The sequence below is a fragment of the Arthrobacter sp. SD1074B genome (assembly GCF_056780195.1).
In genome coordinates this window covers 3533145-3553139 of record NZ_JBRAZT010000001.1, presented here as the reverse complement: position 1 = coordinate 3553139, position 19995 = coordinate 3533145, and the positions used below count along the sequence as shown (strand labels likewise).

Annotated in this window: 15 protein-coding genes; 9 read left to right on the top strand and 6 right to left on the bottom strand. The window is 65.1% G+C overall.

From position 1 onward, the window contains the following. The first annotated feature begins 23 nt into the window (after positions 1–23). Positions 24–1049, top strand: a complete 1026-nt coding sequence (locus tag ACUYM2_RS16565; RefSeq protein WP_481601053.1) for a DUF808 domain-containing protein — start codon at positions 24–26, stop codon at positions 1047–1049. A gap of 99 nt (positions 1050–1148) precedes the next feature. On the opposite strand, the gene ACUYM2_RS16560 is transcribed toward ACUYM2_RS16565, so the two are convergent. Then, a complete protein-coding gene (locus ACUYM2_RS16560; protein WP_481601052.1) occupies positions 1149–1388 on the bottom strand; it encodes a hypothetical protein in 240 nt (79 codons plus the stop codon). Between the two features lie 219 nt (positions 1389–1607). On the opposite strand from ACUYM2_RS16560, the gene ACUYM2_RS16555 reads away from it, so the two are divergent. Both ACUYM2_RS16555 and ACUYM2_RS16550 read left to right on the top strand, forming a co-directional pair. Next, a complete protein-coding gene (locus ACUYM2_RS16555; protein WP_481601051.1) occupies positions 1608–3344 on the top strand; it encodes an ABC transporter ATP-binding protein in 1737 nt (578 codons plus the stop codon). Then, positions 3341–5392, top strand: coding sequence for an ABC transporter ATP-binding protein (locus ACUYM2_RS16550; RefSeq protein ID WP_481601050.1), 2052 nt, complete (start codon positions 3341–3343; stop codon positions 5390–5392). The genes ACUYM2_RS16555 and ACUYM2_RS16550 overlap by 4 nt, the downstream gene beginning before the upstream one ends. A gap of 182 nt (positions 5393–5574) precedes the next feature. Here ACUYM2_RS16550 and ACUYM2_RS16545 read toward each other — a convergent pair whose 3' ends face one another. Both ACUYM2_RS16545 and ACUYM2_RS16540 read right to left on the bottom strand, forming a co-directional pair. Next, entirely contained in the window at positions 5575–7548 is a 1974-nt protein-coding gene (locus tag ACUYM2_RS16545) for a hypothetical protein (protein ID WP_481601049.1), read from the bottom strand. A gap of 155 nt (positions 7549–7703) precedes the next feature. Then, positions 7704–8345, bottom strand: coding sequence for a GntR family transcriptional regulator (locus tag ACUYM2_RS16540; RefSeq protein ID WP_481601048.1), 642 nt, complete (start codon positions 8343–8345; stop codon positions 7704–7706). Positions 8346–8483: 138 nt separating this feature from the next. Here ACUYM2_RS16540 and ACUYM2_RS16535 point away from each other — a divergent pair, with 138 nt between their 5' ends. Then, positions 8484–9215 (top strand): alpha/beta fold hydrolase, encoded by a 732-nt coding sequence (locus tag ACUYM2_RS16535; RefSeq protein WP_481601047.1) that lies wholly within the window; start codon positions 8484–8486, stop codon positions 9213–9215. A gap of 31 nt (positions 9216–9246) precedes the next feature. Here ACUYM2_RS16535 and tcuA read toward each other — a convergent pair whose 3' ends face one another. The 3 genes from tcuA to ACUYM2_RS16520 form a co-directional block, all read right to left on the bottom strand. Beyond that, on the bottom strand, positions 9247–10734 hold the full coding sequence (gene tcuA / locus ACUYM2_RS16530) for an FAD-dependent tricarballylate dehydrogenase TcuA (RefSeq protein WP_481601046.1): 1488 nt from the start codon (positions 10732–10734) through the stop codon (positions 9247–9249). Positions 10735–10895: 161 nt separating this feature from the next. After that, positions 10896–11318 (bottom strand): universal stress protein, encoded by a 423-nt coding sequence (locus ACUYM2_RS16525; protein WP_481601045.1) that lies wholly within the window; start codon positions 11316–11318, stop codon positions 10896–10898. Positions 11319–11395: 77 nt separating this feature from the next. Beyond that, positions 11396–12055, bottom strand: coding sequence for a GntR family transcriptional regulator (locus tag ACUYM2_RS16520; protein WP_481601044.1), 660 nt, complete (start codon positions 12053–12055; stop codon positions 11396–11398). 312 nt (positions 12056–12367) lie between these two features. Between ACUYM2_RS16520 and ACUYM2_RS16515 the strand changes: the two genes are divergently transcribed. From ACUYM2_RS16515 to ACUYM2_RS16495, 5 genes are all read left to right on the top strand, one after another. Further along, complete coding sequence (locus tag ACUYM2_RS16515) at positions 12368–13486, top strand: PrpF domain-containing protein (protein WP_481601043.1); 1119 nt, start codon at positions 12368–12370, stop codon at positions 13484–13486. 34 nt (positions 13487–13520) lie between these two features. Then, the gene (locus tag ACUYM2_RS16510; RefSeq protein WP_481601042.1) at positions 13521–14618 is read left to right on the top strand and encodes an ABC transporter ATP-binding protein; all 1098 of its coding nucleotides are present in this window, start codon (positions 13521–13523) and stop codon (positions 14616–14618) included. Further along, positions 14615–16402 carry an ABC transporter permease gene (locus ACUYM2_RS16505; protein ID WP_481601041.1) on the top strand — a complete coding sequence of 596 codons (1788 nt, stop codon included), beginning with the start codon at positions 14615–14617 and terminating at the stop codon, positions 16400–16402. Before ACUYM2_RS16510 ends, ACUYM2_RS16505 begins: the two co-directional genes overlap by 4 nt. Before the next feature lie 37 nt (positions 16403–16439). Beyond that, positions 16440–17555 carry an ABC transporter substrate-binding protein gene (locus ACUYM2_RS16500; RefSeq protein ID WP_481601040.1) on the top strand — a complete coding sequence of 372 codons (1116 nt, stop codon included), beginning with the start codon at positions 16440–16442 and terminating at the stop codon, positions 17553–17555. A gap of 400 nt (positions 17556–17955) precedes the next feature. Further along, positions 17956–19308, top strand: a complete 1353-nt coding sequence (locus ACUYM2_RS16495) for an SLC13 family permease (protein WP_481601510.1) — start codon at positions 17956–17958, stop codon at positions 19306–19308. Positions 19309–19995: the final 687 nt, after the last annotated feature.

The window sequence follows — 19995 nt, the reverse complement described above, 5'->3', positions numbered from 1 at the left end:
CCCAAACAGTGCGGACGCGGGCTGTGAGCGGCGGTCTCGTCGCCCTGCTCGACGACATCGCAGCCCTGGCCAAGATTGCAGCCGCCTCGGTGGACGACGTCGCAGCCGGAGCGGCCAAGGCGGGGGCCAAGGCCGCCGGCGTGGTCATCGACGACGCCGCCGTCACCCCGCAGTACGTGTCCGGGGCGGACCCGTCCCGCGAACTGCCGATGATCAAGAAGATCTTCTGGGGCTCGCTCCGGAATAAACTCCTGATCATCCTGCCGGCGCTGCTGCTCATCAGCTCCTTCATCCCGGGGGTCATTCCGTTCATCCTCATGGCGGGCGGCACCTACCTCTGCTACGAGGGTGCCGAGAAGGTCTGGCACAAGCTCCGCGGCCACCACGAGGCCGCCGAAGACACGCCGGCGGTCGACCGGGGGCCGGAGGCGGAGGCCAAGGTCACCAAGGGCGCCATCACCACCGACTTCATCCTCTCCTGCGAGATTATGGTCATCGCGATGAACGAGGTGGCGGCCGAATCCCTGTGGGTCCGGGCGGCCATCCTGGTCGCAGTGGCGATCGCGATCACGGCGGCCGTGTACGGCGCCGTCGCCCTCATCGTCAAAATGGACGACATCGGCCTGCACCTGACCACCAAGGAATCCGCGGGCTCCCAGCGCTTCGGCGAGCTGCTCGTCAAGGGGATGCCCGCCGTGCTGACCACAATCACCGTCGTCGGGACCGTCGCCATGCTCTGGGTGGGCGGCCACATCATGCTGCAGGGCGCCCACGACCTCGGCTGGCACCTCCCCTATGACCTGGTCCACGCCCTCGAGCACCCTGTCGCCGGGATCCCGGTGGTGGGCGGCTTCCTGGCCTGGCTCGTGAACACCCTGTGCTCGGCCGTCCTTGGCCTCGCCTGGGGCCTTGTCGTGATGGCCGTCCTGCAGCCGCTGCTCAAGGTGCTGCCGTTCGGCAAGAAGGACGGCGGGCACAAGGAGGGCGACGTCCGCGCCGCCGTCGCCGGCCATCAGCCGGCAAAGCACGACGCCGACCCCGCCTCCTAGCTCGCCCCTACCGGTAGCCGTCGGACAGCAGGGCCCGCGGAACACCCACGACGGACGGTTCTGGGGCCGAACCACAGCGGCGATATTCGGCGGCTGAGGTCAGCGTTGCGAAGTCTCGCTGGGTGGACGTTCATCTTTGCCTTTGCCTGCGGGCTTCTGCATCCCGAGGATGAGGAACGTGATGCCCATGGTGAAGAACGCAATCCAGGCCGTGCTGCCCAGAAATATCATTGAGACCGCAACGGCAAGGAAGACGATCCCCACCGGCAGGAATGCCGTGCCCCCGCTTCTCTTCGCTCGGCCGTTCGACTCCGACGTAGGCATTCCTTCACCATTCATCTGGCCGAGGCTACGTCGGTGAACGGAGACCCGCAAACGCTCCCCGCGACTGAGCGCTGCTGCGGACGGAGGGCAGGGACGTGGAGGTGTCCAATTTCCCGAGACACGCCCCCGGATTCGCCCTGAGAGGAACCGGTTCCGCTCCCAGCCTCCGGACGTAAACTGGCGTTCGTATCACCGTGCGTGAACCGTGCGTGAACTAGGGACCGTGGAGACCGGATGCTCTGGAAACTGCTCGTCGAATACCTGAGGCCGCAGCGGCGGCTGCTGCTCGCCGTCGTCGTCTTCCAGCTGGCGGCTTCCATCGCCTCGCTGTACCTGCCCACCCTGAACGCGGACATCATCGACCAGGGCGTGGCGCGCGGGGACACGGACTACATCATGCGCGTCGGCGGCGTGATGCTGATGGTCACCCTGCTGCAGATCGCCTGCACCATCGCCGCCGTCTACTTCGGCGCGAAGGCCGCAATGGCGCTGGGCCGGGACGTGCGCGGGGCGATCTTCACCCGGGTGGCTGAGTTCTCCGAGCAGGAGGTGACCCGGTTCGGCGCGCCCAGCCTGATCACCCGCTCCACCAACGACGTCCAGCAGGTCCAGCAGCTGGTGCTGATGTCCGCCACGCTGATGGTCACCGCGCCCATGCTGAGCATCGGCGGCGTCATCATGGCGGTCAGGCAGGACGTGCAGCTCTCCTGGCTGATCGCGGTCAGCGTGCCGGTGCTCCTCATCGCCGTGGGCCTGATCGTCACCCGGATGGTGCCGCTGTTCCGGCTCATGCAGACCCGGATCGACACGGTCAACCGGGTGCTGCGCGAACAGCTCACCGGCATCCGCGTGGTCCGCGCCTTCGTCCGGGAGGACATCGAAACCGCCCGCTTCGGCCGCGCCAACGAGGACGTCACGGACACCGCACTGCGCGCCGGCCGGCTGATGGCCCTCGCGTTCCCCACCGTGATGCTGGTGCTCAACGTCTCCTCCGTGGCCGTGATCTGGTTCGGCGCGTTCCGGATCGAGGACGGCTCCATGCAGGTGGGCACCATGATCGCGTTCCTGAGCTACCTGATGCAGATCCTGATGTCCGTCATGATGGCCACGTTCATGGCGATCATGATCCCGCGCGCCGCCGTCTCCGCGGACCGGATCGGGGCGGTGCTCGGCACCGAATCCAGCGTCCGGCCGCCGGAGCGCCCGGTCAGCCTCGCCGGTGCAGCCCGCGGCGAACTGGAAATGCGCGACGTCGGATTCGCCTACCCGGGTGCCGAGGCGCCCGTCCTCTCGGACGTGGACTTCACCGCCCGCGCCGGGCAGACGACGGCGATCATCGGCTCGACCGGGTCCGGGAAGACCACCCTGGTGAACCTGATGCCCCGGCTCTTCGACGCCACCTCCGGCTCGGTGCGGATCGACGGCGTGGACGTCCGCGAGCTGCACCCGGACCTGCTCTGGGGGCACATCGGCCTGGTCCCGCAGAAGCCCTACCTGTTCTCCGGCACGGTCCGCAGCAACCTGCTCTACGGCAAGCCCGACGCCACCGAGGACGAGCTCTGGCGGGCGCTGTCCATCGCGCAGGCCGAGGACTTTGTCCGCGGGATGGAGGGCGGCCTGGACGCGCCCATCTCGCAGGGCGGCACCAACGTCTCCGGCGGGCAGCGGCAGCGGATCGCGATCGCCCGGGCGCTGGTGAAACGGCCCGAACTCTACATCTTCGACGACTCGTTCTCCTCGCTGGACACCGCCACGGACGCCCGGCTGCGGCAGGCGCTCCGGCAGCACACCGCAGGAGCGACCCTGGTGATCATCGCCCAGCGGGTGTCCAGCATCGTGGACGCGGACCAGATCCTGGTGCTCGACGACGGACGGATCGTCGCGCACGGCACGCACGAGGAACTGCTGGAGACCTCGCCGACGTACAACGAGATTGTGAACTCCCAGCTCGCGGCGGAGGAGGCGGTATGAGCAAGGTCGAGTCTCGGACTTCCGGTGCCGCCGAAGGTTCCGGCGCCGGCGCGGGCGGCGGTGCCGGCGGGAAGCCGGCCGGCGCCGGCCAGGAAGCCCCGCTGCGGATCCCCCGCCCGCGCGGCGGGCCCGGCCACGGCGGCCCGTTCGCGGGGATGAACATCCCGGCGGAGAAGGCGATGAACTTCGGCCCTTCCGCGAAACGGCTGCTGGGCGAACTCCGCCCCGAGCGGATCTGGCTGACGCTGGTACTCCTGCTCGCCGTCGTAAGCGTGACGCTGTCCGTGATCGGGCCGCGGCTGCTGGGCGAGGGCACCAACCTGATCTTCGCCGGCGTCGTGTCCAAGCAGCTGCCCGCCGGGGTGAGCAAGGCGCAGCTGATCGCGCAGCTGCGGGCCGCGGGGGAGAACCAAAAGGCGGACATGCTCAGCGCCATGGCGCTGACGCCGGGGACCGGGATCGACTTTGCCGCGCTGTCCTCGGTGCTGCTGTGGGCGCTGGTGCTGTACGTGCTCGCGTCGGCGTTTATGTGGATGCAGGCATATATCCTCAACGGCGTGGTGCAGCGGACCGTGTACCGGCTGCGCGAGCGGATCGAGGCGAAGATCAACCGCCTGCCGCTGCGCTACTTCGACACCGTGCAGCGCGGCGAGCTGCTCAGTCGGGTGACCAACGACGTGGACAACATCTCCCAGAGCCTGCAGCAGTCCATCAGCCAGGCCGTGACCTCGGTGCTGACCGTGGCGGGGGTGCTGATGATGATGGTGATCCTCTCGCCGACGCTGGCCATCATCGCCCTGGTGACCATTCCGCTGACCCTGGTGACCACGACGGTGATCGCTAAGCGCTCGCAGAAGCTGTTCGTGGCGCAGTGGAAGAACACCGGCGAGCTGAACGGCCAGATCGAGGAGACCTACACCGGGCACGCGCTGGTGAAGGTGTTCGGCCGGCAGCGCGAGGTGGAGGAGACGTTCCGGCAGAAAAACGTGGAGCTGTACCAGGCCAGCTTCGGGGCGCAGTTCATTTCCGGGCTGATCATGCCGGCCATGACATTCATCGGGAACCTGGTCTATGTGGGGATCGCCGTGGTGGGCGGGCTGCAGGTGGCGTCCGGGGCGATGCAGCTGGGCGATGTGCAGGCGTTCATCCAGTACTCCCGGCAGTTCACCCAGCCGCTGGCCCAGCTGGGCTCGATGGCGAACCTGCTGCAGTCCGGGGTGGCGTCGGCCGAGCGGGTGTTCGAGCTGCTGGATACGGAGGAGCAGCTGACCGACCCGGACGTGCCGCTGCGGCCGGAGTCGAGGCGCGGGCGGCTGGTGTTCGAGGACGTGTCCTTCGCCTACTCGCCGGACAAGCCGCTGATTTCCAACTTGAGCCTGGTGGCCGAGCCGGGGCAGACCGTGGCGATTGTAGGCCCGACCGGCGCGGGCAAGACCACGCTGGTGAACCTGATGATGCGGTTCTACGAGCTCGATGCCGGGCGGATCACGCTGGACGGCGTGGACGTCGCGGCGATGTCCCGGCACGAGCTGCGGTCTCGGATGGGCATGGTGCTGCAGGACACCTGGCTGTTCGGCGGGACCATCCGGGACAACATCGCCTACGGCCGGCCGGATGCTTCCGAGGCGGAGATCCTGGAGGCGGCAAAAGCGACGTACGTGGACCGCTTCGTGAAGTCGCTGCCGCAGGGCTACGACACCGTGCTCGACGACGAGGGCGCAAACGTTTCGGCGGGGGAGAAGCAGCTGCTGACCATTGCCCGCGCTTTCCTGGCCCGTCCGTCCGTGCTGATCCTGGACGAGGCCACTTCGTCGGTGGATACCCGCACCGAGGTGCTGGTGCAGAAGGCCATGAGTGCGCTGCGGAGCGACCGGACGTCGTTCGTCATCGCCCACCGGCTCTCCACCATCCGCGACGCCGACCTCATCCTGGTGATGGAAGCCGGCCAGATCGTGGAGCAGGGAACGCACGCTTCACTGCTGGAGGCCGGCGGGGCGTACGCGGCGCTGTATGCGGCGCAGTTCGCGGCTCCGGTGGCGGAGGTGTAGAGAACCATGGCTGAGAGCCGCACAGGACTATCCCCTGCCGTGGTGATTCTAACTTCTTGGGGGTCTTGGAGTGGGCTGCGTTCGAGTGGGTACGGCGTTCCTCAATGGCGGTCTCCTACGACAACCCTATTCAGGACCCCGTTCCGTAAATGGATAAAATTTGAACTTTCCTCAAAGTCACCTTAAGGGGTGCCCTTCGGGTCAAGGAGGATGTCGTTCTCGGCGTGAGTAAGACAAAATTCATCGTTAATCTTGATCACAAGCCCTATCAGCATGCGGAGGGCAATGAGATAGGTTCGAAAATGCTCTGACTCACTTGCGAAATTTGGTTGCGATCCGTGTAGGTACTTGTTTCGAAGCTCGGGGCCATTGCTAAACTCAGCCTTGTTCAGAAAGTAGTTAAAGTAGCTTGACTCTGATTCGGTGAAAAGTGTTGATGTGCGGACCACCCAGCCCCTATCTTCAAAAGTCTTGACTATCGCTCGACCGTCGGCCTGGAGATGGTGATACGCCGCCGCTTGCTTGGAGAATAGCCTGTGAAGCAACATCAACTGATGTCTATTACTAACTTGGACTCGGATGCCCGTATCTTCAAGCACTCCGAGTTCGATCAAGTGATCCACTGTGGATTTCTGGTGCTCGTGGAAGTCTGAGTATGAGATCTCGTGTTCGATTAAGAGTCGAACGGCACTCCGCTCCTTAAGCGTGGAATTGATGTACTTCAGTCTAGACTGGTCGTCAAATAGTGTGTAGAGTACGTCCTGGATTTCTTGAAGGTTGGACGCGTAAACGTATTTTCCTACCAATAGACTAGGTATTGTCTTGTACGCCACGGGATCAGAGCTGACGGAAAGAAGTTCTCTATCCAACTCACCATCTCTTGCGTAATGCTGGAATTGGTTTACAAGTCCCTCCATTTCGGCGAACAAGTGCCGTGCCTTCTCCAAGTACGACGAGGACTCCGCGGAAGGTGCGAAGGTAAAGTTGAGCGCTTTGAATTCCTCGACCAAATAGGTATCAAAGAACCAAGCGATCACTCCTTCAAGATTGATGTTGGCACCAGACAGGTAGTCCTGGTAGATGCGCGTCTGCAGCAGGGAACCGAGATCCTTGGCGTCGAACGCAGCTCCAGTTAGATAGTCCTTGCGCCCGGTGGTTTTCATGAATCTATCAACGATACCCAGTTCAGCAGGGTAAGAAGGTAACGTTAGTAATGCTTGATCATCGGCAAACTCGAACAAGTGCTGGAAGTTATTTAGAATACTTGGGTTATCCAACGTTTCGTCAAACCAAACCCTGCTGTATTTGAAGGTCATCCGACCAGCATCAAATTCCTTTACCGCGGGCTCCTCCTGAGACTCGACAAGCCGTATTTCAACGCCAGATTTAACTTTTACGGTCGATTCATTTTCGAAAAGTTCTTCAGTTTGTCGCTCTGCGCGGCGTTTAGCCTTGAGTTTGAGTTTCGCATCAACTGCTGTATGCATTTCGTTGGGTGCGGTAGCAATGAGTCGTATGAAGTTTAGGTTTGCTTGGGGACTTTCAGTATATCTATCTAGCAAGTCGCGTGAGTCGGCGGGCGTGAAGCTGTCAGGAATATGCATTTGGGATGATGCATCTCGGGCGATGTACTTACGTACCAAGTATTCTGCATTGACGGGATCGGCGATTAGTGCTTTTCGTATTTCGCTGTCATAGCTGGAAACGAGCCTCCGGTTACCGAGTTGCTCCCCAAGGCCGATTCCGTTATCGGCAAGTGCCTGGAGCATCACTCCGGCGGGGCAGCGATCGAAAGCATTTGTCTGAGCGAGAAGTTCAAGAACATCAGAGTGGTAGTAATGCGGAATCCCAGCGAGGGCTGCCGCCAGGTTTGTTCCGTCTATGACACCAAAGAACCTATACGCCGCAGCGCGCATTTTAGTCGCCAGTTGCACGGCGGCCGCACGTTCCGACGGAGTGTATGAGGCAGGGAGAATTCCGGCTTCGAAGTACAGCTGTACGTTGAAGAGTTCGGCAGCATCAACCGCCGTCTCAGGAACTCCTGCTGCGTCGAAACCGGCAACTACTTGAGCGATACGCTCAGACTGCCAGTATGTTGCTAAGTCGCCGCGGCCATAGAACTTTGCCCGCTCGGACTCTTCAATGCCCTCTGCCATGCTCCGGACAACTCCCATTTGCCAGTTTGCAAGGACCGATGAGTCCCCCAACAGCAGGATAGCTCGCACATAACCCGCGACCTTTCAACAGACCCCAGATCCGGCCGTCGTCGCCACGCGGCACGTGGCTGTCTTTGCGGCGGACGACAGCGACCCTAAAGTCGGGTGGGGTCCTCGGCGTACATCTGCAGGCGGATCTCCAGGGCCTCGGTCATGTGGCGGGCGGCGATGTCGCCCCCAGTCGTGGCGTCGCCGGCCTCGATCGCCGCAACCAGGGCCTCGTAGTCGGCGAGCACCGCGTCCCAACGGCCCGGGTGGGTGAGGGTTGTCAGGGTGTAGCGGCGGACCTGTTGGTCCAGGCCGGTCAGCAGCCGCATCAGCGACGGGCTGTGGGCCGCGGACCAGATCAGGCCGTGGAACTCCCGGTTCGCCTCGGCCAGGGCCGGCCCGTTCGCCGGATCCAGCGCGCGCATGCTCTGGTACTTGGCCCGCAGCAGCCGGACGTCCAGGTCCGTCCGCTTCCGCGCAGCCTTGGCCGCCGCGGCCTCCTCGAGCACGATCCGCGACTCGTAGATGTCCACGATCTCCTCGGCCGTGTGCGTCCGAACGGCCAGGACCTTGCCGCGGCGCTCCAGCAGCCCGTCCTGTTCCAGCCGCTGTAGTGCCTCGCGGACCGGGGTGCGGGAGGCGCCGTACCGCTCCGTCAGCTTGACCTCGGTGAGGGTCTCCTCCGGCGTGATCGCCGAGCTCAGGATGTCCTCCCGCAGGCGGCTGTAGACCGACTTCTCCAACACCACGCACGCTCCTCACCGGGCCAGGACCCGATGTCCACGGGCAACCATCCGGGTTCCCATCACCCAGCTCGCAGTATACATTTGCATTCAATCGCGGCGCTGGAGTCCCGGCGGCCGCACCCAGCCCCAGAAGGAGAGTCCATGCCCGCCGAGATCCTGCTGGTCCACGGAAGCATGCTCGGCGCCTGGTGCTGGGAAGACACCATCGCCGAACTCGCCGCCCTCGGCACGCAGGCCACCGCGTTCGACCTTCCCGGCCACGGGAACGATGCCACCCCGCGCGGCGCGGTGAGCGTGGCCGATTACGTGGCCGCCGTCGTCGAGCGCCTGGCCGCCGCCCCGGAACCCGTGGTCCTCGCCGGGCACAGCATGGCCGGGTACCCGATCGCCGCCGCTGCCCTGGAGCGTCCGGACAAGGTCCGGCACCTGGTCTACTTCAGCGCCCAGGCCCGGAAGCCCGGCCAGTCCTGGGCGGACACCCTGGACCCCGCGATCCGCGAGACCTACGAGCGGGAAGCCGCGGAGCGAGGGGACGGCAGCTACGTGGTCCCCGCCGACGTGGTGGCTTCCCGCTGGCTCTCCTCGCGGGACCCGGGCGACCCCGCGGTCCGGGCCATCCGCTCCCGCCTCACCCCGCAGCCCGCCGGGCCGCTCTTCGAACCGTGGACCCTGGCCGCCGGTGCCCTGGACGGCGTTCCCGTGACCTACATCTGGCCCGAGGACGACCGGCAGAACACCGAACGGCGGATGCGGATGTCCCTCTCCAACCTGCCGGGCGCCACCCGGCTGGTCACCATGAGCGGGGACCACTGTGCCATGCTGACCGACCCCGCGGGCACCGCCGCCGCCCTCCACGCCGTCGCCGCCGGCTAGCAATGAACGCGGAGGACAACGTAGGAAAGGCTCAGGCGACGGATCCGGCCCGCCGGCCGAACACCGCCCCGGCCGCCAGCCCGCTGCCGCCCGGGTAGTTGCCGCTGAAGAGCCCGCCGAGCGCCTCGCCGCAGGCCAGCAGGCCCGGGATGGGCGCGCCGTCGTTATCCAAAACCCGGCCGTAGGTGTCCGTCTTCAGCCCGCCGAACGTGAACGTCACGCCGCAGGTGACGGGGAAGGCGTAGAAGGGGGCCGTCTCCAGCGCCAGCGCCCAGTTGCTCTTGGGCGGAACCACGGCGGCCGCGCGCCCGTCTTTGACGTTCGGGTCGAACGGCCGGCCGGTGCGGATGCCGGCGTTGAACCCGGCCACCGTGCGTTCCAGCCCCGCCGGGTCGATGCCAGCCCGCCCGGCCAATGTGGCCAGGTCCTGGGCTTCGATCACCGAGACGCCGGGCATCTGGTACTCCTCGGCGCGGAGCATGGGCCGGGTGGTGGCGTCGAAGAGCTGGTACGCCACGGCGCCGGGCTGCTGCAGGATGTCGCGGCCGTAGCGGGCGTAGGTGTAGTTGCGGAAGTCCGCGCCCTCGTCCACGAACCGCTCGCCGTCGCGGTTCACCACGATCCCCAGCGGGTAGCCGCCGCGGGTGAGCTGGTTGGTCAGCTCGTAGTTGCTCTCGTTCTCCGCGAACCCGGCGTCCCACGCTACGCTGTGGCAGGTGGACCAGTCCCCGCCCTGCGCCGCGCCCGCGTCCAGGGCGGCGCGGATCATCTCGCCGGTGTTCCCCGGCGTGCCGCGGACCTTCGCGTTCTGCCAGCCCTCGCCAAGGTAGCGCTGCCGCATCTCCGGATTGGCCTCGAAGCCGCCGGAGGCCAGGATCACGGACTCCGCCCGCACCTCCCCGGCGGAACCGCCGTCGCCGTCGTCTCGGAACCGCGCGCCGGCCACGCGCCCGTCCTCGACGATCAGGTCCGTGACGGGGTGGCCGTAGCGGACGTCGACGCCGGCGCGCCCGGCCGCCGCCGCGTGGTCCGCCATCAGGCCCTTGCCGCCGCCGACGTTGCCGATGTGCAGGCCGCCCCAGAACAGAAAGGACCCGTCCGGCTGGCTGTACGCCTGCCGCTCGTACATCAGCCGGTACTTCAGCCCCTGCCGCTGAAGCCAGCGCAACGTCCCGTGGCTCTCCTCCACCAGCACCCGGGACAGGTCGGGGTCGTTCCGGCCGCCGGAGACCTTTGCCAGGTCCGCCAGGTAGTCCTCCTGCGTGTACGGCGGCACCTCGGTGACGGCGTGCCGCACGTCCGGCTCGACGACGTCGGCCAGGTCTCCCAGCCCGCCGTGCGGGATGCGGGTGGCGCCGGCCGTGTAGTAGCTGTTGCCGCCGGCGCGGTCCTTCTCCGCTTTCTCCAGCAGCAGCACCGAGCGGCCGTTCTCCGCCGCAGCCAGCGCCGCCGTAAACCCGGCGTTGCCGCCGCCCACCACCAGAACGTCCACGTTCTCCACCATTGTCCAGACTCCCATCTCGTTGTTGAATACGAATGTATACAACAGAATGCAATCCGACAAGAGGTGACGCGAAGTGTTGCGGGGGAGGGGTGTTGGAAGCCCGGAACGCGACAGGGAACCCGGCCTTTCCGGCCGGGCTCCCTGCTGCTGGTGCCGCGCCCGCGAGGGGCGCGGGACTAGTTGGTTTTGGCGATGAAGACGTCGCACGGTGCGTTGTGGGCGACCGTGTTGGCCACGCTGCCCAAGACGCGGCCGAGGCCCTGCATCCGGCGGTTTCCTACGACGATCACCTTGGCTTCGAGGCGTTCGGCCTCGCTGATGAGGACCTCGTGGGGCTTCCCGTGCGCGGCGGTGTACGTGGTGGAGACGCCCGATGCGCCCAGCAGCAATGCCACGCGCTGGGCCACCTTGTGCGCCTGCTCCGAGTCGGAGACGGTCCAGTCCTCGCCCGCGATCTCCACCACCTCGATCTTGTCGCTGGCGTACGCGGTGACCACATTGAGGGTTGCGCCCATGGCCGAGGCCAGGTCCGCGGCGGTGCGCGCTGCCTTCATGGCTGTTTCTGATCCGTCGACGCCGACGATGACAATGCCTGACACTGGTCGATCTCCTTCGCTAGTTCCTCATGGCTGTGCTCCCGGATGCCCCGCGGGCATCCGGGTGACGTGCGTGGGTCTTACGGCGCAGGGATCTCCTGTGCGTCGATATACATCTCGATCCGGATGTTCTTGGCAACTTCCAGGTGGGCGCTGGCGATCTTGCCGGCCCGCTCCGCGTCCCGGTCGCGAATGGCGGCCACCAGTTCCTCGTGTTCCTTCAGCACCTGGTTCCAGCGTGCCGGCGTGGCCAGCGTGGTGCCGGGGTAGCGGATGAAGTGGACCAGGATGCGGTCCAGCAGATCCAGGAGGGCCGCGCTGTGGCTCGCGGCCCAGATGCGTTCGTGGAAGGTTCGGTTCACGGCGGCCAGCTGCGCCGCGGTGGCCTCCTCGAACTTCAGGTCCACCATGCTCTGGTGGGCCCGCTCGATCAGCATGAGGTCCATGTCCGTGTGGCGCAGCGCAGCCGTCTTCGCGGCCGCCTCCTCCAGGAAGGAGCGCACCTCGTACAGGTCCAGCATCTCCTCGGGCCGGTACTCGCGGACCTGCATGCGCGAGCCGATGCGTTCCACCAGGCCCTCGGTTTCCAGCCGGCGCAGGGCCTCGCGGATGGGGGTGCGGGAGACGTTGTACTTCTTGGCCAAAGCGCTCTCCACCAGCTGGGCCTTTGGCGGGAGCTCCTGGGCGATGATCGCGTTGCGGATCATCAGGTACGGGCTCATCAGGGCCGGATTGCTCATCGCTGGTCTCCTCCTCGTGGCAGCAACGATGTGAACATCAGGCAGGCCTGATGGAACTCACCATACAGTCGAAGGCCATTTTAACACACGGTATACCGCTGGCTCTTTTCGTGGACACGCTGGGGAGACCGTGGTGGGACGCTCGTCACATTTCGGTAAAGGGTGTGTGCCAACACACATTTTTGTTGCTCGCTTCTTGCAAACGGTATACATTCGACCGAAAACGAGGACAGTTTCTTCAAACTGTACCGAATGCGCTTCAAAGATCGACCGGTACCAACGACGGTACGCAGGCACCATTGAGGAGACACCATGACCAGCCCCACCGGCACGGTCCATTTGGGGGAATCGGACTCCCCACGAACGTCAGTCATTCAGGTCCCGGCCGCCCTGGTCCGCGGCGGGACGAGCAAGTGCTGGATCTTCCGCCAGAGCGACCTGCCGGCGGACACCGCCGATATCGAACGCCTGCTGATCCGGACCTTCGGCTCCCCGGACCTCCGCCAGATCGACGGCGTCGGCGGCGCTTCCTCCACCACCAGCAAGGCGATCATCGTGGACGACCTTGGCTCGGCGGATGGCGTTGTGAACTACCGCTTCGCCCAGGTGGCGATCGACAACCCCTCGGTGGAGTGGGACAGCAACTGCGGCAACTGCGCCACGGGCCTGGGCCTGTATGCGCTGCACGCCCGGCTGGTGCCCCCGGCCGACGGCGTCTCCCGGGTCACCATCGTCAACATAGTCACCGGGCTCAGCCTGGTCTGCGAGGTTCCCACCCCCGGACGCGAAGTCCCCACCTACGGGGCGCGGCAGATCCCGGGGCAGTACTACCCGGGCGTGCCGGTGGACATCATCTTCGAGAGCAGCAGCTGGACCAGCTTCGAGACGGAGATGCCCACCGGCAACCCGATCGACGAGGTCACCGTCCAGGGCCGCACCTTCCACGCCACCCTGATCGACGCCGGAGCGCCGGCGGCGATCTTCGATCCCCGCGACTTCGGCTTCACCGGCCAGGAAAGCGCGGAAGAACTCGAGCAGCTGGTCGACATGGCCCCCGCGCTGCGGGCTGCGGCCGCGAAGGTCATGGGCATCCCCAGCCACCTGACCTCCATCCCCAAGGTGGGCATCGTCGGTCCGCCTCCGGCCGGAGAAACCGGGGTCTCGGCGCGGATGATCTCCATGGGCGCCCTGCATCCGGCCATCGGCCTCACCAGTGCCGTCGCCATCGCCGCCGCCTACGGACGCGCCGGCTCCGTCGTCGCGAACTCCTCGGTTTCCCAGCCGGACCAAAGCGGCGAAGACACTTTGACAATCCATCTTCTGAACGGCGCGACCAGGACGGCCCTGGACGCAGCGGTTCCCACCAAAGTCGCATTCCAGCGGTCCGCCAGGGTCATCAGCGAAGGAACAGTGCTCGTCCCCGGCGACTGACCGGGCGGCAGGCTTACATTCACAAGGACGTGTCATGAAAATCAGCATCCAGAATTTGCAGCTCAAGTACGGCGATTTCGTCGCCATCGAGAACCTCAACCTAGACGTCGGCGACGGCGAGGCACTGGTCCTTTTGGGCCAGTCCGGCTGCGGCAAGACCAGCACCATGCGCTGCCTCGCCGGCCTGGAGGAACCCAGCTCCGGCCGGATCATCATCGACGACGTCGTGGTGTTCGATTCGGAGAAGGGCATCAACCTGCCGCCGAACAAGCGCAACGTCGGCATGGTCTTCCAGTCCTACGCTGTGTGGCCGCACATGACGGTCTTCCAGAACGTCGCGTACTCCCTGAAGCTGCAGCGGCTCTCCAAAGCCGAAACCCGGGAACGCGTGATGGAGGTCCTCACCATGGTGGGCCTGGAGAAGTTCGCCGACCGGGGCGCCAGCCTCCTCAGCGGCGGGCAGATGCAGCGCGTGGCCCTGGCCCGCAGCCTGGTGATGCGCCCCAGCGTGCTGATGCTTGACGAGCCGTTGTCCAACCTGGACGCCCGGCTCCGTGACCGACTCCGCGTCGAACTCCGCGAGATCCAGCTGCGCCTGGGCCTGACCTGCGTTTACGTGACCCACGACCAGCACGAGGCCTTCGCGCTGGCGGACCGCATCGCCCTCCTCCAGGGCGGCAAAATCGTCCAGATCGGCGGGCCGCGGGAAATGTACGAGACACCGGCCAGCGCCTCGATCGCCCACTTCCTGGGCGTCTCCAACGTCATGGACTGCGAGTCCGTGTCCGCCGCGGACGGATCAGCGTCCGCCAAGGTGGCCGGACACGACCTCACCGTGCACTCCACCCAGGGCGCCGGCGCGGCGTCGCAGCAGATGAAGGTCTGCATGCGCGCCGAAGACCTCCAGATCAGCTCCCGGCCCACGACGGCGCCCAACGCCTGGCAGGGCAAGGTCATGGTGGCAGGCTTCCAGGGCAATGACATCCGCTACGCCGTCGAACTGGAGGGCGGGCTGGAACTGGACGCCCTCGGCACCATCAAGCGCGGCGAACAGCACGAGGTGGGCGACTCGGTCTGGGTCACCATCGAACCCGCCCAGGTGCAGATCCTCCCGGCGGAGGTACTGGTATGAGTATCAAAACGCCATTGGCGCGCCCCTTGACCACGGATGGGGAACAGGACACGGCGCCGGCCACCTTCCGCCGCACCAAGGCACTGGCGAATCTGCGTAAAAGCACGCCAGCAATGATCATCATCGCTATTTTGGGTGTCCTTGTACTGCTCCCGCTGGCCCTGGTCCTGCTCGCCGCGTTCTCCGACGCCGTTCCCCGGCCGGGCAACATCTCCCTGGGCGGGCTGACGCTGGATAACCTGAAGCTCCTGGCCAGCCCGGAAGCCCTGGGGGCGCTCGGCAACTCGCTCATGGTGGGCGCCGGGTCGGCCGTGGTGGCTCTGGTCATCGGGGCGTTCCTGGCCTTCGTCTGTGCCCGCACCGACGCGCCGCTGCGCAAGTTCATCTTCTTCATCGGCATGGCCCCGATGTTCATCCCCGCCCTGGTGGGTGCCCTGGCGTGGTCGCTGCTGTCCTCCCCGAGCGCCGGCTACCTGAACATCCTGCTCCGTGACCTCGGCATCGACTTCGTCATCAACATCTACAGCCTGCCGGGGCTGATCTTCGTGCTCGGGATCTTCTATGCCCCGTATGCGTTCCTGCTGATGCACAGCTCGCTGTCCATGATGAACGCCGACCTCGAAGAAGCCGCCACGGTCCACGGGGCAACGCTGAAGACCATGCTGCGCACGGTCACGCTGCCGCTGGCGCTGCCGGCCGTCCTGGGCTCCGCAATCCTGGTTTTCGCCCTGACGATGGAAAACTTCCCGGTCGCCCAGGTGATCGGCAACCCGGCCGGCATCGACACCCTGCCCACCTACATCTACCGTCTGATGAGCGCGACGCCGGCCAAGAGCAACCAGGCGGCCAGCATCGCGATTGTTCTGACGGCCGCCCTGCTGATCATCACCGTGATCCAGCAGCGCATCATCAACAAGCGCAAGTTCACCACCGTGACGGGCAAGGGCAACCGGCCCCGCCAGGTTCCGCTGCGGAAGCTGCGCTGGCCGTTCACCATCATCGCCCTGGCCTACTTCGCCGTCGCCGTCGTCCTCCCGATGCTCGCGCTGCTGGCAGCGTCCATGCAGGCCACACCGTTCGTGGCCTCCATCTCCCAGCTCTTCGAGACCGGAGCGATGAGCTTCGCCAAGCTCGCTGACGTGCTCGGTTCCCACGATTTCCAGCTCGCGCTGCGCAACAGCGTGATGGTGGCACTCCTGGCCGCGATCGCGGGCACCACGCTGAGCTTCATCGCTTCCTATGTCCGGTACCGGACCAAGTCGCGCGGCGGCCAGCTGATCGAGCTGATCGCGATGACGCCGCTTGCGGTTCCCGCGATCGTCATGGGCATCGGCCTGCTCTGGACCTGGCTGCTGCTGCCGGTTCCGGTCTACGGAACGCTGGCAATCCTGGCAATAGCCTGCGTGGCGGTCTTCCTCCCGCAGGGCTACCGGGGCATCTCCGCCTCGATGCTGCAGATGGACCAGGACCTGGAGGACAGCGCCGTCATGCTCGGTGCGCGGCGGGCCAAGGCGATCGTCTCCGTCACCTTGCCCCTCATGCGCGTCGGCATCACGTCATCGTTCCTGCTGTTCCTCATGCTCTCAATGCGGGAGCTCAGCGCCTCGATCTTCCTCTTCACCTCCGATACCCGGATTCTCTCGATCCTGGTGTTCGACAACTTCGACAACGGACAAAGCCAGGCCGCCGCGGCGGTCAGTGTTCTGTACATCGTCGTCATCGCGGTGCTGGCGGTGATCGCCCAGAAGGTGGGCGCCGACCGCAAGCTCGACACCACCAAATAAAGCTGCACCAACCAAAACAGTTGAAAGGGTCTACACAATGAAGTTAGCGTCCAAAATCCCCCTGATCGGCCTCGGCGTCGTCCTCTCGCTGAGCATGGCTGCCTGCGGCGGCTCCGCCCAGGGCAACAGCGTCGTCACGGCAGCGGCAGAGGTGAAGACCGACGACGGTCTGGTCATCAACGGTGAAAAAATCGCGGACAAGGCCACCTACGACAAGGCCAAGACCCAGACGCTGAGCCTCTACTCCGGTTACACCGAGTCATCCGAGAAAGCCCTCGTGGCAGCTTTCACCAAGGACACGGGCATCCAGGTCAACGTCGTGCGGTTGACCCCGAACAAGCTCTCGGAACGTGTCCAGTCCGAACAGGGCGCCGGGAAGCTGGGGGCAGACGTCATCCGTACTTCCGACTACCGGATCGCCAAGACCCTGGAGGATGCGAAGGTCTGGAAGGCCTACGATGTTCCGGGCGCCTCGCAGTTCAAGGACGTCTCGATCGACGGGGGCCAGTTCACCCGCATGTTCAACTCTGTCTACACGCTGGGCTACAACACGCAGCTGGTCAAGGAAGCGGACGCGCCGAAGTCATGGGCCGACGCCGTGAGCGGCAAGTGGCAGGGAAAGCTGGGCATTGTCCAGGGCGGCTCCGGTGGGAGCACCGCGGCGCTGAACAGGTTCATGGAAACGAAGATGGGCCCTGACTACTTCGCGAAGTACGCGGCACAAAAGCCGACCATTTATGACTCCCTCGGCGCGGAAGCCACCGCCCTGGCGCGCGGCGAGGTCGCTGTCGGAACCGTTACGATCAGCGGAACCAACATTTCCGCCGTCCAGGACAAGGCACCTGTGAAGTTCATTGTTCCCGAAGAAGGCCTCGTCGCGTACGACTACTACCTCGGTATGGCAGCTTCCGCCAAGAACGTCGAGGCGGCAAAGGTCTTCATGAACTACAACCTGTCCAAGCAGGGCCAGAAGGTCTTCGCGCAGCTCGGCGAATACCCCGCCCGGACCGACGTCGAGCCGCCCACCATCATGGGCGTCAAGCTTCCGGCTGCCGACTCCGGCAAGGTCTACCGGATGGCGAACTCCGACGCGGCCACCTTCGGCAAGGGCGACCTGGCCAAGTGGAACAAGGTCTTCGGATACAGCAAGTAACCCGCAAGCTGCCCTGGCCCTGAGGGCCCGGGCGACGGACCGCAGTGGGGCGGCGAATGATGATCACCGGGATCATCGCCTATTCGCAACGTGCGCCGCCCCGCTGCACCAACCCAATCCCTGAGCGTGCGGCCCAAGCACCGTAACTACTCCCCGTGGACTCCTAGCGCCGGATAAGCTCTACCAAGCCGCTGCAGTCAGGCTCCCCTGCCGAGCAAGATTTCCGGAGGCGCGCCTGCGTGGGCCGGCTGCCGATAGCGCCGTAGACGGCTGTCTCGCAGTAGCTGTTCTCAAGGAGGAGACCAAGGTGACTAGGACCGCGCAGCGCACTGCTGCTCCTGTGGGTGACACCCCCGGCAAACGTCCCCGGCGTACCGCACCCCGTCGCCTTGTCCTGCTGATGGCTGCGAGCATTTTCGCGGTCTTGGCTCTGGTTGCCCTCGTGCTGGGCGGAGGCGTCTTCCAGCCTGCGTCCGCCGCGGAACCGGAGGGGACCATGACCGCCATCCAGATCATTCCCCTCGTCATCCTCGTCGTGATGTTCGTCGTCGCCACGAAATGGCCGCTGAACATCGGAGTCATGGGGCTGGTCGCATCCTTCGGCGTCGGCTATTTCGTGCTGGGCATGACCGACAAGGAAATCCTGGAGGACTTCCCCGCCAGCATTGTGCTGACCATCATCGGGGTGACCTACTTCTTCAGCATGGCCCAGCGCAACGGCACCATCGACATCATCGTGCAGAACTGTGTGCGCCTCGTCCGGGGCAAGACCATGCTCCTGCCTTGGGTGTTCTTCCTCATCGCTGCCGCACTGACGTCGCTGGGCACGTTCTCTCCGGCCGCCGTCGCCCTGCTGGCGCCCGCGGCCATTGGATTCGCCTACGAATCCCGCATCCACCCTGTGCTGATGGGCGCGTTCATCATCAACGGAGCCCACGCCGGCGGCTTTTCCCCGCTGTCCGTGGCCGGCGTGCTGGTGCACGACGTCGCGCTGAAGAACGGCTTTCCCATCTCCCAGGGGGCACTCTTCACGGCGAGCTTCGCGCTCAACCTCATCCTCTCCGTACTCACCATTGCCGTCTTCGCCCTTCTGGGCAGGCTGCGCGATGGTGGGAACGGCCAACATGTCGATCTCGACGCAACCCGTACTGGGCGTCCCCACGGCCAGCAGATCCTCACCGTCATGCTGATCGCCATCATCTTGGTGTGCACCCTTGGTTTCCACATGCCGATCGGCTTTGTCGCCCTCTCTGCCGGCCTCCTGCTGGCCCTGGTCAACATCAAGGAACACCAGACGTTCATCGGCGGGATCTCCTGGTCCACGGTCCTCCTCGTGGCCGGCATGATCACCTATGTCTCCCTGCTCCAGCACGTGGGCGTCATCGACACGCTCGCCAAGCAGGCCTTGGCACTGGGTGCGCCATTGCTGGTGGCACTGGTCCTCTGTTACGTGATCGGCGTCGGCTCGGCCTTCGCCTCCTCCACGGCACTGCTGACAGCTTTCATCCCCCTCGCCGGTCCGCTCCTGGCCACCAGTTCGTTGAGCGCTTCCGGAACAGTTGCGGCGCTGGCTATTGCTGCCACAGTTGTGGATGTGTCCCCGTTCTCCACTGACGGTGCGTTGGTGGTGGCCAACGCAAGTGAGAACGACCGGCAGCGCGTCTACCGCCAGCTGATGGTCTACGCGGGCGCGGTCGTGCTGGTGGCCCCGGCGCTTGCCTGGGGCCTGCTGGTACCGACTGGCATTATGTAATCGTTCCTGTGACAGGTCCCGGGTAGACCCGGCGACCTGTCTCCCTTTCACCGGGACGGGTTCGTCCGGTCGCTGCCGCAGGGCTACGACGACGAGGGCGCCGACGTCTTGGCCGGGGGCGACATCGTCTGCGGATACGGGGACCGAGGTCCCGGTGCAGAAGGCGATGAGAGCGCTGCGTCCCTCTTCCGAGTGCCGCGAGACCGCCGCCCTTCAACCAAGAGCGTTGCTCCATCCGTCCAGCGCGGTGGCCGTGCGGCTGACCGGTATTGGAGCTGTGGATGGTGATGATCCGCCTTTGGTGCTGGGAATGTCTGCCCTCACCGCGAAAAAAACTTTTGACACTGCAGAGATAACGCGGGTAACTTTGATCACACGCGATAGGTAACGCGAGTTACTAGCGGCCCCACCCGTGGCCTTGACGGGGAACTGGTCGGCGTTTGCGGGGCGTCCGCGGGCCTTGGCTGGCGTGGGTCTGGAGAGTGTCCGGAGCTCTGGTGGTGGCCGGGTCCAGGCGCTCGCTGCTCTTACAGCAGGACAGCCGATCACTGCCGGCCAGCAGTTGGTCGACTGTCCGCTGCTAGAACGCTCTTCGGTCTGACCGCGAAATCAACGTCGAAGAGCTTACCCCCACCCACCCTTCACCTTGCTGATGAAGACAGGAAAGAGATAACCCATCATGACACA

What these genes read in the sequence shown, in the direction of transcription:
- ACUYM2_RS16560 (WP_481601052.1), bottom strand. Translation starts at nt 1,388, where the DNA reads ATGAATGGTGAAGGAATGCCTACGTCGGAGTCGAACGGCCGAGCGAAG.
- ACUYM2_RS16555 (WP_481601051.1), top strand. Translation starts at nt 1,608, where the DNA reads ATGCTCTGGAAACTGCTCGTCGAATACCTGAGGCCGCAGCGGCGGCTG.
- ACUYM2_RS16550 (WP_481601050.1), top strand. Translation starts at nt 3,341, where the DNA reads ATGAGCAAGGTCGAGTCTCGGACTTCCGGTGCCGCCGAAGGTTCCGGC.
- ACUYM2_RS16545 (WP_481601049.1), bottom strand. Translation starts at nt 7,548, where the DNA reads ATGGCAGAGGGCATTGAAGAGTCCGAGCGGGCAAAGTTCTATGGCCGC.
- ACUYM2_RS16535 (WP_481601047.1), top strand. Translation starts at nt 8,484, where the DNA reads ATGCCCGCCGAGATCCTGCTGGTCCACGGAAGCATGCTCGGCGCCTGG.
- tcuA (WP_481601046.1), bottom strand. Translation starts at nt 10,734, where the DNA reads ATGGGAGTCTGGACAATGGTGGAGAACGTGGACGTTCTGGTGGTGGGC.
- ACUYM2_RS16520 (WP_481601044.1), bottom strand. Translation starts at nt 12,055, where the DNA reads ATGAGCAATCCGGCCCTGATGAGCCCGTACCTGATGATCCGCAACGCG.
- ACUYM2_RS16515 (WP_481601043.1), top strand. Translation starts at nt 12,368, where the DNA reads ATGACCAGCCCCACCGGCACGGTCCATTTGGGGGAATCGGACTCCCCA.
- ACUYM2_RS16510 (WP_481601042.1), top strand. Translation starts at nt 13,521, where the DNA reads ATGAAAATCAGCATCCAGAATTTGCAGCTCAAGTACGGCGATTTCGTC.
- ACUYM2_RS16505 (WP_481601041.1), top strand. Translation starts at nt 14,615, where the DNA reads ATGAGTATCAAAACGCCATTGGCGCGCCCCTTGACCACGGATGGGGAA.
- ACUYM2_RS16500 (WP_481601040.1), top strand. Translation starts at nt 16,440, where the DNA reads ATGAAGTTAGCGTCCAAAATCCCCCTGATCGGCCTCGGCGTCGTCCTC.
- ACUYM2_RS16495 (WP_481601510.1), top strand. Translation starts at nt 17,956, where the DNA reads ATGGCTGCGAGCATTTTCGCGGTCTTGGCTCTGGTTGCCCTCGTGCTG.